Origin of the sequence: Rhodococcus sp. Chr-9 (assembly GCF_000801125.1) — a bacterium.
Classification (GTDB): domain Bacteria; phylum Actinomycetota; class Actinomycetes; order Mycobacteriales; family Mycobacteriaceae; genus Rhodococcus; species Rhodococcus pyridinivorans.
The window spans coordinates 36,454-49,184 of sequence record NZ_JTIZ01000071.1 but is presented as its reverse complement, the minus strand read 5'-3'; the positions used below and the strand labels follow the sequence as shown (position 1 = coordinate 49,184).

Annotated in this window: 12 protein-coding genes and 1 pseudogene; 10 read left to right on the top strand and 3 right to left on the bottom strand. The window is 70.6% G+C overall.

Annotated features, from left to right (window positions below; translation table 11 throughout):
* The first annotated feature begins 53 nt into the window (after positions 1-53).
* The 7 genes and pseudogenes from QR64_RS07710 to QR64_RS27670 all read left to right on the top strand — a co-directional run.
* Positions 54-908 carry a TIGR02569 family protein gene (locus tag QR64_RS07710; protein ID WP_006550248.1) on the top strand — a complete coding sequence of 285 codons (855 nt, stop codon included), beginning with the start codon at positions 54-56 and terminating at the stop codon, positions 906-908.
* A 121-nt stretch (positions 909-1,029) separates the two neighbouring features.
* Positions 1,030-2,484, top strand: a complete 1,455-nt coding sequence (locus QR64_RS07705) for a nitrate/nitrite transporter (RefSeq protein WP_039584791.1) — start codon at positions 1,030-1,032, stop codon at positions 2,482-2,484.
* 29 nt (positions 2,485-2,513) lie between these two features.
* The gene (nirB, locus tag QR64_RS07700) at positions 2,514-5,030 is read left to right on the top strand and encodes a nitrite reductase large subunit NirB (protein WP_033097106.1); all 2,517 of its coding nucleotides are present in this window, start codon (positions 2,514-2,516) and stop codon (positions 5,028-5,030) included.
* A gap of 89 nt (positions 5,031-5,119) precedes the next feature.
* Positions 5,120-5,554, top strand: a complete 435-nt coding sequence (nirD, locus tag QR64_RS07695; RefSeq protein WP_006550251.1) for a nitrite reductase small subunit NirD — start codon at positions 5,120-5,122, stop codon at positions 5,552-5,554.
* Positions 5,551-6,690, top strand: coding sequence for a uroporphyrinogen-III synthase (locus QR64_RS07690; RefSeq protein WP_024101479.1), 1,140 nt, complete (start codon positions 5,551-5,553; stop codon positions 6,688-6,690). Before nirD ends, QR64_RS07690 begins: the two co-directional genes overlap by 4 nt.
* Positions 6,687-7,046: pseudogene (locus QR64_RS27675) on the top strand (sirohydrochlorin chelatase); the annotation flags it as partial. The gene QR64_RS07690 and the pseudogene QR64_RS27675, both read left to right, overlap by 4 nt.
* A 1-nt stretch (position 7,047) precedes the next feature.
* A partial coding sequence (locus QR64_RS27670) for a CbiX/SirB N-terminal domain-containing protein (protein WP_318025573.1) occupies positions 7,048-7,392 on the top strand: 345 nt, incomplete at its 5' end.
* Position 7,393: 1 nt separating this feature from the next.
* Here QR64_RS27670 and QR64_RS07680 read toward each other — a convergent pair.
* Positions 7,394-9,130, bottom strand: coding sequence for an NTP transferase domain-containing protein (locus tag QR64_RS07680; protein ID WP_039584790.1), 1,737 nt, complete (start codon positions 9,128-9,130; stop codon positions 7,394-7,396).
* A gap of 118 nt (positions 9,131-9,248) precedes the next feature.
* Between QR64_RS07680 and QR64_RS07675 the strand changes: the two genes are divergently transcribed.
* From QR64_RS07675 to QR64_RS07665, 3 genes are read left to right on the top strand one after another with little or no spacing between them, the layout of a single operon-like run.
* On the top strand, positions 9,249-9,662 hold the full coding sequence (locus QR64_RS07675; RefSeq protein ID WP_039584789.1) for a DUF6412 domain-containing protein: 414 nt from the start codon (positions 9,249-9,251) through the stop codon (positions 9,660-9,662).
* Positions 9,595-10,248, top strand: a complete 654-nt coding sequence (locus QR64_RS07670; protein ID WP_039584788.1) for an ABC transporter ATP-binding protein — start codon at positions 9,595-9,597, stop codon at positions 10,246-10,248. Before QR64_RS07675 ends, QR64_RS07670 begins: the two co-directional genes overlap by 68 nt.
* On the top strand, positions 10,239-11,603 hold the full coding sequence (locus tag QR64_RS07665; protein ID WP_039584787.1) for a DUF6297 family protein: 1,365 nt from the start codon (positions 10,239-10,241) through the stop codon (positions 11,601-11,603). The genes QR64_RS07670 and QR64_RS07665 overlap by 10 nt, the downstream gene beginning before the upstream one ends.
* Here the strand turns inward: QR64_RS07665 and QR64_RS07660 are convergent.
* Together QR64_RS07660 and QR64_RS07655 are read right to left on the bottom strand one after the other, a co-directional pair.
* Complete coding sequence (locus QR64_RS07660) at positions 11,562-11,903, bottom strand: MGMT family protein (RefSeq protein WP_006550258.1); 342 nt, start codon at positions 11,901-11,903, stop codon at positions 11,562-11,564. The two genes, QR64_RS07665 and QR64_RS07660, sit on opposite strands and share 42 nt — an antisense overlap.
* Positions 11,904-11,906: 3 nt before the next feature.
* Positions 11,907-12,692, bottom strand: coding sequence for an alpha/beta fold hydrolase (locus tag QR64_RS07655; protein ID WP_006550259.1), 786 nt, complete (start codon positions 12,690-12,692; stop codon positions 11,907-11,909).
* Positions 12,693-12,731 lie beyond the last annotated feature (39 nt).

The window sequence follows — 12,731 nt, the reverse complement described above, 5'->3', positions numbered from 1 at the left end:
AACAGCGGAGTGCCTTCCCGATCCGAGCGGTGTGCGGCGGTAGGTTGAGCTGCGTGAGCTCACTCGAACCGCCTCAGCACGTGTGCTCCACATTCGGTCTCCGCGACGTCGAACCGGTCCCGCTCGGGCCCGACTGGGACGGCGGTTTCCGGTGTGGAGACGTGGTGCTGTCCCGAGTCGCCGATCATGCTCGCGCGGCCTGGTCCGCCAAAGTGCGGGAGACCCTGACCGTCGACGGTGTGCGGCTGGCCCGTCCGGTGCGGTCCACCGACGGTCGCTACGTGGTCTCCGGATGGCGCGCCGACACCTACATCGTCGGTACGTCCGAGCCCAGGCACGACGAAGTGGTCTCGCTGTCGCTGCGGCTGCACACCGCCACCGCGCAGCTCGAACGTCCCCGTTTCCTCATGCAGCCTCCGGTCGCACCCTGGGAGGACGTCGACGTCTTCGTCGCGGCCGACCGCGCGGCCTGGGAAACCGTGCCCCTGCGCAGCGCCCGCGCGGCGGGTGCGCCCGAGACGGTGACCCCCGACGGCCGTAAGAGTCTCGACCTGATCAACCAGCTCGCGACCTTCCGCAAGCCCGTGCACCTGCCCGACCAGCTCGTCCACGGCGACCTGTTCGGCACCGTCCTGTTCGCCGGGCGCGCAGCACCCGGGCTGACCGACATCACCCCCTACTGGCGTCCGGCCTCGTGGGCGGCCGCCGTCGCCGTCGTCGACGCACTGTCGTGGGGCGGTGCCGACGAAGGGCTCATCGGTCGCTGGGAGGACCTGCCGGAATGGCCGCAGATGCTGCTGCGCGCGGTCATCTTCCGTTTGGCCGTGCACGCGCTGCACCCGCGCTCGACCGAGGACGCCTTCCCGGGCCTGGCGCACACCGCCGACCTCGTGCGGTTCCTCCTGTAACACCTCACAGGGCGGCCGGGGCCGGGGTGAGCAACTCTTGACGCGACGGTCACCGCGGGCAGCACCGTAGCAACACCCGTTTCCTACCTTGGGATCAACACGGACCCGAGGAGGAACGGCGATGACGACCTTCATCGAAAAAGAAAGTCTCAGAGACAAATTCGCGCGCAAGCACAACATCGAGCGGTGGGACGCCGAGGATGTGGAGGCGTGGGAGGCCGGCGGCAAGCAGGTCGCCAAGCGCAACCTGATCTGGTCGGTGATCGCCGAGCACGTCGGCTTCTCCGTCTGGTCGATCTGGTCGGTGATGGTGCTGTTCATGCCCACCGAGGTGTACGGCATCGACGCCGCCGGTAAGTTCTTCCTGGTCGCCGTCCCCACGCTCGTCGGCGCGATCCTCCGCATCCCCTACACCGTCGCCACCGCCCGCTTCGGTGGCCGCAACTGGACCATCTTCAGTGCCCTCGTACTGCTGATCCCCACCATCGGGGCGCTGTACCTGATGCTGAACCCGGGTCACTCCTACACGACGTTCATGCTGGTCGCGGCACTGGCCGGTGTCGGCGGCGGCAACTTCGCCTCGTCGATGACCAACATCAACGCCTTCTACCCCCAGCGACTGAAGGGCTGGGCCCTCGGACTCAACGCCGGCGGCGGGAACATCGGTGTCCCGGCGGTCCAGCTGATCGGCCTGCTCGTCATCGCCACCGTCGGCAACACCGAGCCCTGGATCGTGTGCGCGGTCTACCTGGTCCTGTGCGCCGTCGCCGCGCTCGGCGCCGCCCTGTTCATGGACAACCTCCGTGATCAGAAGGCCGACCTGCGGGCCATGGGCGCCGCGCTGAAGTTCCGCGACTCGTGGATCATCTCCTTCCTCTACATCGGCACCTTCGGTTCGTTCATCGGCTTCAGCTTCGCCTTCGGTCAGGTCCTGCAGATCAACTTCCTCGCCGGCGGCGACACCCCCGCCCAGGCCGCACTGCACGCCGCGCAGATCGCCTTCATCGGCCCGCTCCTCGGATCCATCTCGCGCCCGCTCGGCGGAAAGCTCGCCGACCGCATCGGCGGCGGGAAGATCACCCTCTACACCTTCGTCGCGATGGCCCTGGCCGCCGCGGTGCTCATCGTCGCCGGCACCCTCGACGACCGCACCACCGGCGCCGCGACCGGCGGTGTGCTGACCGCCATGGTGCTCGGCTTCATCGCCCTGTTCCTGCTCTCCGGGCTCGGCAACGGCTCGGTCTACAAGATGATCCCGTCCATCTTCGAGGCCCGTGCGCAGGATCTCGACGAACTGGATCGCGACGAGAAGGCCGCCTGGTCGCGGAGCATGTCCGGTGCCCTCATCGGCTTCGCCGGTGCCATCGGCGGACTCGGCGGCGTGGGCATCAACCTCGTCTTCCGCGCCTCCTACGGCGGCGAGGCGCAGTCCGCGACGATGGCCTTCTGGGTCTTCGCGATCTTCTACCTCGTGTGCATCGCGGTGACCTGGTTCGTCTTCCTCCGCCGCCCGAACACCACCCCCACGAGCGAGCCCTCCACCGAGGCTCCCGCCCCGGCCCGCGTCGCAGTCTGACCGATCCCGGCACGAAGAAAGAGAACATCATGAGCCGCAAGAACGTCGTCGTCGTCGGACACGGAATGGTCGCCCACCGCTTCGTCGAAGCCCTTCGCGTCCGCGACGAGCAGAACAGCTGGTCGGTGACCGTGCTCGGCGAGGAGGCCGACGCCGCCTACGACCGCGTGGGACTGTCGTCCTACGTCGGAGCCTGGGACCGCAAGGAACTCGCCCTCGCCGGAAACGACTACGCAGCAGACGACCTCGTCGACCTGCGTGTCGGCACCCGCGCCGTGGGAATCGACCGCGCGGCCCGCACCGTCACCACCGCCGGCGGCGACGTTCTGCCCTACGACAGCCTCGTCCTCGCGACCGGCTCGTACCCCTTCGTGCCCCCCGTGCCCGGCCACGACCTGCCCGGCTGCTTCGTCTACCGCACGCTCGACGATCTCGACGGCATCCGCGCCGCCGCCGAACGCGCCAAGGCCGCCGGCCTCGCCGGCATCGTCATCGGTGGTGGCCTGCTCGGACTCGAGGCCGCCAACGCGCTGCGCCTGCTGGGCGTGACCCCGCACGTCGTCGAGTACAACAACCGGCTCATGCCCGCCCAGGTCGACGAGGGCGGCGGCCGTGTCCTCGACCGTCTCGTCACCGACCTCGGCCTCGTCACCCACACCGGTGTGGGCACCGAGAAGATCGAGGCCGGACCTGAGGCGCTCCAGGTGACCCTGTCCGACGGCTCCGTCCTCGCGGCCGGGCTCGTGATCTTCTCCGCCGGCATCCGTCCCCAGGACGAACTCGCCCGCGAGGCCGGACTCGAACTCGGCGGCCGCGGCGGTGTGCTCACGGACCGCACCTGTCGGAGCACCTCGGACGAGGCCGTCTACGCGATCGGTGAATGCGCGGCCGTCGAGGGCACCTGCTACGGACTCGTAGCCCCCGGCTACAGCACCGCCGAGGTCGTCGCCGACCGGCTCGTCGGCGGCACCGCCGAGTTCCCCGGCGCCGACCTGTCGACGAAGCTCAAACTGCTCGGCGTGGATGTCGCGAGCTTCGGCGACGCCCACGCGACGACGCCCGGCGCCCTCGAGGTCGTGCTGTCCGACTCCGCGAAGGGCACCTACGCCAAGCTCGTCGTCTCCGACGACGCGAAGACCCTGCTCGGTGGCATCCTCGTCGGCGACGCCTCCGCCTACGGCACGCTGCGACCGCTGGTGGGCCGCGAACTGCCGGGTGATCCGGCCACGCTGATCTCCCCGGTGGGGGAGAAGCCGGGCGCCGGCGCGCTGCCCGACGACGCCGAGGTGTGCTCGTGCAACGGTGTCACCAAGGGCGCGATCTGCGGCGCGATCTCCGAGGGCGCCTGCGACATCGCGCAGATCAAGTCGTGCACGAGTGCGGGCACCACCTGCGGCGGCTGCCTCCCGAGCATCAAGCAACTGCTCGCCCAGTCGGGTGTGCAGATGTCGAAGGCCCTGTGCGAGCACTTCGAGCAGTCGCGCGCCGAACTGTTCGAGATCGTCCAGGCCACCGGCATCCGCACCTTCTCCGCGCTCATCGCGCAGTACGGAACCGGACACGGCTGCGACATCTGCAAGCCGGTGGTCGCCTCGATCCTCGCGTCCACCGACTCCGACCACATCCTGCACCCGAAGCAGGCAGGTCTGCAGGACACGAACGACCACTTCCTCGCCAACATCCAGAAGAACGGCACCTACTCGGTCGTGCCGCGCATGCCCGGTGGCGAGTGCACCCCCGAGCAGCTCATCGTGATCGGTGAGGTGGCACGCGATTTCGGTCTCTACGTGAAGATGACCGGCGGTCAGCGCGTCGACCTGTTCGGTGCCCGCGTCGAACAGCTCCCGCAGATCTGGAAGCGTCTCGTCGACGCCGGCATGGAATCCGGCCAGGCGTACGGCAAGTCGCTGCGCACCGTCAAGAGCTGTGTCGGCTCCACCTGGTGCCGCTACGGCGTGCAGGACTCGGTCGGGATGGCCGTCGCCCTCGAATTGCGTTACCGCGGACTGCGATCGCCCCACAAGCTCAAGATGGGTGTGTCGGGTTGCGCCCGTGAATGCGCCGAGGCACGCGGCAAGGACGTCGGTGTCATCGCGACGGAGAACGGCTGGAACCTGTACGTGTGCGGCAACGGCGGCCAGTCGCCCAAGCACGCACAGCTCCTCGCCGGTGGTCTCGACGACGAGACCCTCGTCCGCTACATCGACCGGTTCCTGATGTTCTACATCCGCACCGCCGACCGGCTTCAGCGCACCGCGCCGTGGCTCGACGCACTCGAGGGCGGTCTCGCGCACCTCGAGGAGGTCGTGTGCGACGATGTCCTCGGCATCGCCGACGATCTCGAGGCCGCGATGGCCAAGCATGTCGAGGGCTACAAGGACGAGTGGGCCGGTGTCCTCGAGGATCCGGAGAAGCTGGCGCGGTTCGTCTCGTTCGTCAACGCGCCCGAGCAGCCCGACCCCACGGTCCGCTTCGACGACAGCGGCCCCCGCAAGGTCCCCGTCCTCGTGGGTATGCCGGGCATCGGACCCGGAACCGGGGCGTGACGACCGCTTACCCCGAGGGAACGAGCGGGTAACGCGCTCGAAACACCCGGCACCCACACTTCAGGACAGCAGTTTCAAGGAGGACAGCGATGACCGTCATCGAGACGCACACCGTAGGGGGATCGACGCGCGACAGCGTGTTCGACGGGCGACTGGAATGGACCTCGGCCTGTCCACTCAGCCATCTCATTCCGGGCCGCGGCGTGGCCGTGCTGCTGCGCGGCGGCGAGCAGGTGGCCCTGTTCCTGCTCGACGACGGAACGCTGCGCGCAGTAAGCAACTTCGATCCGTTCGGCCGCGCCGCGGTGATGTCCCGCGGTATCGTGGGCGACCGGGGCGGAGAGCCCACCGTGGCGTCGCCGCTGCTCAAGCAGGTCTTCTCCCTCGACGACGGCCGGTACCTCGACGATCCGTCGGTGCGTCTGCCCGTCTACGAGGTGCGCGTATGGGCGGGAGTCGTCCAGATCCACAGCCTCGTCCCCCGTGACCAGCGGCACGAGGGGCCGACCGGAGAGGGTTCGTGAGCGACGACAACGCGCCGTTGCGGGGATTCACCATCGGCGTGACGGCAGCTCGGCGTGCCGAGGAGTTCGCCACGCTCCTCACCAGGCGTGGGGCCGAGGTCGTGCACGCCCCCGCCATCCGCATCATCCCGCTGTCCGACGACGACGAGCTCGAGCGCGTCACCCGCTGCATCGTCGCGCAGCCCCCGGACATCACGATCGCCACCACGGCGATCGGATTCCGCGGGTGGATGGGTGCAGCGGAGGGCTGGGGACTCGCCGACGACCTCGCGCAGGCACTCGGCTCGAGCCGGATCCTCGCCCGTGGCCCGAAGGTCACGGGCGCGATCCGGGCCGCCGAACTCCGCGAGGAGTGGTCTCCTTCCTCGGAATCGACCGCCGAGGTGCTCGAACTTCTGCTGAAGGAGGGGGTCGCCGGCCGCCGCATCGCGGTGCAGTTGCACGGCGAGCGCACCGAATGGGAGCCTGGGACCGACGTGTGCGATGCGCTGCGCGCTGCGGGCGCCGACGTCGTGCCCGTCCCGGTCTACCGATGGACGGCCCCCGAGGATCTCACCGCGCTCGACCGGATGATCGAGCAGATCGTCGAACGCGGACTCGACGCCGTGAGCTTCACCAGTGCACCGGCCGTCGCGTCGATGCTCATGCGGGCCAAGGAGACCGGCTGGCTCGAGCCGATGCTCCGGTCGCTGCGGACCGGCGTCACCGCGGTGTGCGTCGGTCCCGTCACCGCGGCACCGCTCACCGAACTCGACGTACCCGTCAGCATGCCCACCCGATCCCGGCTGGGCTCGCTGGCCCGGCACATCGCCGAGGAACTGCCCCGGCGGGCTGTGCGCATCGAGGCCGGCGGTCACGTACTCAGCCCGCGAGGGCGCTGCGTGATCGTCGACGGCACCGTGCGGTGCCTTCCCCCTACCGGGATGGCCCTGATGCGCACACTCGTCGCGCGCGCCGGTCTCGTCGTCTCCCGCGAGGAACTCCTCGCGGCCCTGCCCGGCGGTGGCGGCGACACTCACGCCGTCGAAACCGCGGTCGCCCGGGTGCGCTCGGCTCTCGGCGCACCGGCGATCGTGCAGACCGTCGTCAAGCGCGGCTACCGCCTCGCCGTCGACCCGGAAGGAATGCATCCATGACCGGTACACACGCCGACCCGGCGCTCCTGCTCGTCGCGCACGGCACCCGCAATCCGCGCGGTGTCGACATGATCGCGGCGCTCGCCGATGCCGTCTCCTCCCGCGTCGGTCCCACCCGTGTCGCCTTCGTCGATGTCCTCGGACCGTCGCCCTCGGAGGTCCTGCGCGACACCGGCCGTCCGACCGTGCTCGTCCCCGCCTTCCTCGCCTCCGGCTATCACGTGCACACCGACGTTCCGCGCGAGGTCGCGGCCGGCGGGAACGACGCGGTGACGATCACCCCCGCGCTCGGTCCCGATCCTGCTCTCGCCCGTGTCCTCGTCGAGCGGTTGCGGCAGGCCGGCTGGGTCGAGGGCNGGCTCGTCCGACCCTCGCGCCCGCCACGACGTCCACGTGACGGCCCGCATGGTCTCGTCGCTCGTGCAGACCCCGGTGCGCGTCGGATGGATCGCCACCGGAGAACCGCGGGTCGCGACCGTCGTGGACGAGGTCCGCGCCGGCGGCGCACACCGGGTGTTCGTCGCGTCGTATCTTCTCGCCGACGGTCTGTTCCACCACCGCCTGGCGGAGGTCGGCGCCGACGGCGTCGCTGCGCCGATCGGTGTTGCCGAACCCGTCGTCGACCTCGTGGCCCGGCGCTACCGCTCCGCAGTCGATGCGTTGCGCCTCGCTCCTGTGGGAGCGGCTCGCCACCGCGCCTGAATCAGCGGGGGAGCGGCAGCAATTCGACGCGGTCGCCGTCCACCGCTCCCGGTGGCACCACGGCGATCGCGCTGCGCCCGATGAGGCCGGCGAGATGCGCGGTGCGAATCGTGTTGTCGCACAACCATCGTCCCTGCACGTCCTGGCGGGCGGGGAGCAACCGCGTGATGTCGCCGACGACCTCCGAGGCGTTCGCCAGCGGAGCGGTCACAGGAGTCGCCGGGGTGCGGAGGGTGCGGCCGTCGACGATCGCAGGCAGCAGCACCAGCAGCGTCGACACCGCCGCCACCGGATTCCCGGGCAGTCCCAGCACGGCACGGCCGTCCGGCAGCGTCGCCGCGACCTGTGATCCACCGGGCTTGCACCGCACCCGTTCGACGACCACCTGCGCGCCGGCCCGCGCCAGCGCACCGCGCAACTGATCGGCGGCGCCACCGCCCGTCGCGCCCACGATGACGATCGCATCGGCATCGGTGCCCGTGAACAACGCATCGAATCCGTCGGCGGTGTCGCGGAGATGCCCTTCACCGACCACCGTGGCGCCGCACCAGCGGACGAAGTCCGGGAGTACCGGACCCAGCGAGTCGCGCGTCTGCCCCTCGCGCAGAGGGCCGGTGCGTCGGATCTCGTCGCCGGTGAGCACTATGTGCACCCGTAGAGGACCTCGCACCCGGAGTTCGGTGACCTCACCGCTGGCGGCCGCGGAGGCGACCGCCGGGCTCACGGCGGTGCCGGCCTCGGCGAGGACCGTCCCCGACTCCCAGTCCTCCCCGCGGCGCCGCGCATCGTCGCGCACGGGCGCATCGGGCAGGCGACTGACGAGACCGCCTTCCACGCGGACGAACTCGTCGCGCACGACGGCGGTCGCGCCGGCCGGCAGGTGGGCGCCCGTCGCAATCCGGGCCGCTTCCCCGTCGCCGAGCGTGAGCGAGCCTCCGTCGCCCGCGTAGCGGATCTCGTTGCGCAACAACCACGGTCCGTCGCCCGCCACCGCGTAACCGTCCATCGCCGAGGTGCGGACGCGAGGCAACGCCTCCACCGCGACGAGCGGAGCCGCCAATGTGGCGCCCCGCGCCTCCTCGACCGGAACGGTGCGGGAAGGCAACGGCGACAACGCTTCCCGTAGGGTTCTCCGCGCCCGGTCCGGATCGGCGGCCACACGGGCCGTCGCGGATCCGGCGCGCGCCGCCTCCAGATCGGCAGGGGTGTCGCAGTCGGTCGCCTCGGACACCGAGACGGTGACGTACCGCTCGGGCAACAACGCCTTCATGGGCCGGTTCGCGACGTCTCCACCGAGAGAGTCCAGACGCGCGGCCAGCGCCGGTGTCCGCCACGCGGCGAGCAGGAACTGCACCCGGCCGGTGTCGTCCACCGCGAAGGCGGCCTCGGCCGTCGCATCCTCGTTCAGGGCCTCCAGCAGGGCCGCAACCGTCGTCGGTGTGACGAACGGAAGGTCGGCGGCGAGAGTGACCACGAGATCGGCGACCGGATCCGCCGCTGCCAGCGCCGCGACCGGACCCGCGCCGGGCGGTGTCTCCTGGATCTGCAGCACGTGGAGGTCGAGATCGTCGCGGTGCGGACCCACCACCGTCACCCGCGCGCACCCCTCGACCGCGCCCAGGGCGGTGTCGAGCATCCTGCGGCCGCCGACGGTCAGAGCGGGCTTGTCGACGCCTCCCATGCGGGTCGCGCGGCCTCCCGCGACGATCACGGCTTCGACGTGGGTGAGCGTGCTCATGTCTTCATGCTGCCTCATCCGCCGCGCTCGTGATCGTCTGTACTCGCTGTGCTGTAACCGATCGCACTGCCGTGTCCGGCACCGATCGCACTGCCGTGTCGCGGATAGACTGGCGGGTATGTTCTTCGGCTGGCGGAACGGCGCGGCGGTGTTCGTCGTCCTCATGTCCTGGCTCGTCGCCGCGGTCGTTCCGGTCACCGCGGTCTCCACCGGCGACACCGCCGGACTGCTCCTCGGCCTGCTGGTGGTGGTCGTCGCAGCACTCGCGTTCGTCGCCGCCGCGGAGGATCCGCTGTTCGCCTTCGGTCGCAGCATCCGGGGCCCGACCTCCGAGGAACGACGTCTGCGCGGCGGGTTCCGCCGCCACTCCCACCCCGACACCGCCGGACGGCCACGTCCGCGCTCACCCGGTTCCGTCCTCGCCCTCGACACTCCGTCCGACGAGGAACACCGGGAGATTTTCCATGTTCGATCCCTATCCGCACGGCACACCCGCCGTGTCCGTCCGCAACGCCCACCGCTCGTTCGGTGACCTGACCGTCTTCACCGGGGTGAACGTCGACGTCGCCCCCGGCCGATGTTGCGCCGTGATCGGCGCGAACGGCACCGGCAAGTCCACCCTGCTCGGATGCGTCGTCGGCGTCGACCGACTCGACGAGGGCGTTGTCGAGATCCACGGCGTCCCCGTCGACGAGAGCTCGCCGACGCTGCGACGGCAGGTCGCCGCAGTCCTCGGCGACGTGGCGACATTCGCGCATCTCACCGCGCACGAACACCTGCAACTCGTCGCCACCGGTCACGGCGTGACCGACCCGTTCGACGCGGCGACACAGGTCCTCGAGGAGGTCGGTCTCGCCGCGTCGGCCGATCGACTGCCGCTGGCCTTCTCGAGCGGGCAACGCCGCCGGCTCGCGCTGGCCTCCGCGCTGGTACGGCCCCGGCGGTTGCTCGTCCTCGACGAACCCGAACAGCATCTCGACGACGCCGGTCGCCGGTGGCTGGCGTCCACACTGGAAGCCGAGAAGCGCGCGGGCGGCACCGTGCTGATGGTCTCGCACGATGTCGCGCTGGTGGACGCGGTCGCCGACCAGGTGGTGGAGGCGGACCGATGGAGCTGACCGGAACCGTCCCCGGCGCGCGCGACCTCCGCGCGCTCCGTCACGCCTTCGAGCGCCGGCGCGCGCCGCTGGTGGATCGTCCGGCCCTCGCTGTGCTGGTCGTCCTCGGCTTGTATGTCGGCGGGGGACTGGCGTGGTGGTTGTTCTCCCTTCCGGCGACGACCTTCGCGTGCGGGGACCCGATCGTGCGCGATTCGGGGTGCACCTCGGCGTGGGGATGGGCCGTCGTCGCGATCGCGGTCGCTGCGGGGACGGCGTCCACCCGGGCCGCAGGTCCGGTGACGTGCGGTACCGAGACGGAGTTCTGGCTGCTGTCCACACCGGTGGATCGCGGTGCGGCACTCCGCCCGAGAGTCGCGGCGCTCCTGATCTGCGGTGCAATCGCGGGTGCTCTCGCGGGACGGTTCGCGACGTTCGTGACCACCCCGGAGGGGCGCGTCGCGTTCACATGTCTCGCTGCCGCTCTCGGTGTCGGTGCCGTCGCCCTTCCGATGCTCGTGCAGTGCCGGGTACTCGTGCCCGCGGTCGTGCGGGTCGTGGTCGGGCTGTGCCTCGTCGCCGTTCCGGGCGTGGTGACGGTCGCCGCCGTCGGCGTCGCGGTGCCACCGCCGGGACCGTTGTTCGTGGTGGGGGCGTGGATCGCCGTTGCGGCACCGGCGGTCTCGGCGTTGCGTCGATGCGACAGGATCGCTGCACCGGAGTGGAGGGTGGGATCGGACACCGCGGTCGGTGTGTCGGCGTCGTTCACGGCACTCGATCCTTCGCTGCTGACAGGCGTGGTCGAACGGAAGGCCTGGTTGCGCATCGGATCCCGCCGCTCGCGGGCCCTGCCGCGCCGCCGGATCGCGGCACTCGTCCGTTCCGATCTGCTCTGCCATGTCCGTAGGCCCACACCCGTGCTCGTCGCGTGCGTGGCGCTGCTCGGCGTCGTGGTGCTGATGTCGGTCGTATCGCCGCCCGCCGCTGTCGTGGTGCAGCTCGTCGCCGTCTTCACCGTGGCGACGATTTTCGGTGCGGGTCTGCGCGACGTGAGCCGCGATCCCGATCTCGCCGTCCTGCTCGGTACGAGCGACACGTATCTGCGTCGCGCACTCTCGGCCGTCCCGGGGTCGGCCGCGGTCGTCGCCGGTGCCGTGACGGGATTCGCCGGGAGTGCGTCGGTGGCGAGCGTCGTGATCGTCATCGTCGGTGGGTGCGCGGCCGCCTATCGGATGCGCACGCGACCTCCGATCGGGTACGACGGTCTGATCCTCGAGACGGCCGTCGGGCAGATTCCGGTCGATCTGCTCCGGCAGTGGGCGCGGGGACCGGACCTACTCGTCGTCTGCGCGTGGCTCGCCGCCGTGCTCGCCTGAGCCCGGCGGGAACCGGTGTCGAGCACGGGTGAGATCGATCCGGTCGCCGGAGATCGGGACGCCCTCGAGTTCGAGACGCGCGAGTTGCCGGCGCGCGAGGTGCGAGGCCGGTCGCCCGGACGCCGGGACCACGCGGTGCCACGGCAGGTCGGCGGAATCGGTCCGCATGATCCATCCGACGGTGCGTGCACTCGACAGGCCCGCGGCACCGGCGATGTCGCCGTAGGTCGCGACCCGGCCTGCGGGCACGGAGGCCACGAGTTCGCGGACCCGCTCGATCTGCTCGTCCGTGGTGACCACCGGCTACACCATCCGGGCCACGAGTTCGGCGGTCTCGGCGGGACGCGCCTGGTCGATCATGTGGTCGCAGTCGAATTCGAGCAGGGTCAGGTCGTCGCCGAGTCGTTCCGCCAGGTCGCGACGGAAATTTGACGTGGTGTACGGGGGTTGCACCTTCCCGGCCTGCACGAAGATCGTCGGGATACCGGCCGGCGGCAGGACGGGTCCGCGGGCCAGCTCGCCCCACGAGGTCACCAGCGCAGGTACGCAGATCCGCCAGTTGACACGCCCCGAGTCGAGTTCGACGAGGTGCTCGGCGATCTCCTCGTCGAGCAACTCGGGGGCCACCTCGCCCCAGTCACCGTGGACCTTCTCGGCCCGCGCCTCCGCCTCGTCCGTGTAGTCGGGGTTGTGGAGGGTGAGGTCGGCGATCTCGAGCATCCGGTCGGCCGGGAGGCCGATCGCCGGATCGAGGAGTACCAGCGCCCGCACCCTGTCGGGCACCGCGGCGGCGAGATGCAGCGCGAGGGCACCACCGAAGGAGTGGCCCACCACGGTGACGGGACCGGTGGTGTGTGCGTCCAGCACGGCCTTCAGGTCGGCGATGTGCGCCTCGCACGACCACGGGGGAGTCCACGGCGACCGGCCGTGACCCCGGAGGTCCGGAGCGACGAACCGCAGGTGGGGCAGGTGTCGTTCGGCGAGGTTCCGCCAGCGTCGGCCGTGACCGGTGAGTCCGTGCAGGGCGAGGACCTCCGGTCCGTCGACGGGGCCGAACAGATGGGTGTGCAGAAGATCCGTGGCACTCACGCCGACCACTATCCCAGTCGTGACTCCGCGGTGTGCCCC

Excerpts from the sequence above, each read along its gene's own strand:
- QR64_RS07705 (WP_039584791.1), top strand. The coding sequence starts at position 1,030 with ATGACGACCTTCATCGAAAAAGAAAGTCTCAGAGACAAATTCGCGCGC.
- nirB (WP_033097106.1), top strand. The coding sequence starts at position 2,514 with ATGAGCCGCAAGAACGTCGTCGTCGTCGGACACGGAATGGTCGCCCAC.
- nirD (WP_006550251.1), top strand. The coding sequence starts at position 5,120 with ATGACCGTCATCGAGACGCACACCGTAGGGGGATCGACGCGCGACAGC.
- QR64_RS07680 (WP_039584790.1), bottom strand. The coding sequence starts at position 9,130 with ATGAGCACGCTCACCCACGTCGAAGCCGTGATCGTCGCGGGAGGCCGC.
- QR64_RS07675 (WP_039584789.1), top strand. The coding sequence starts at position 9,249 with ATGTTCTTCGGCTGGCGGAACGGCGCGGCGGTGTTCGTCGTCCTCATG.
- QR64_RS07670 (WP_039584788.1), top strand. The coding sequence starts at position 9,595 with ATGTTCGATCCCTATCCGCACGGCACACCCGCCGTGTCCGTCCGCAAC.
- QR64_RS07665 (WP_039584787.1), top strand. The coding sequence starts at position 10,239 with ATGGAGCTGACCGGAACCGTCCCCGGCGCGCGCGACCTCCGCGCGCTC.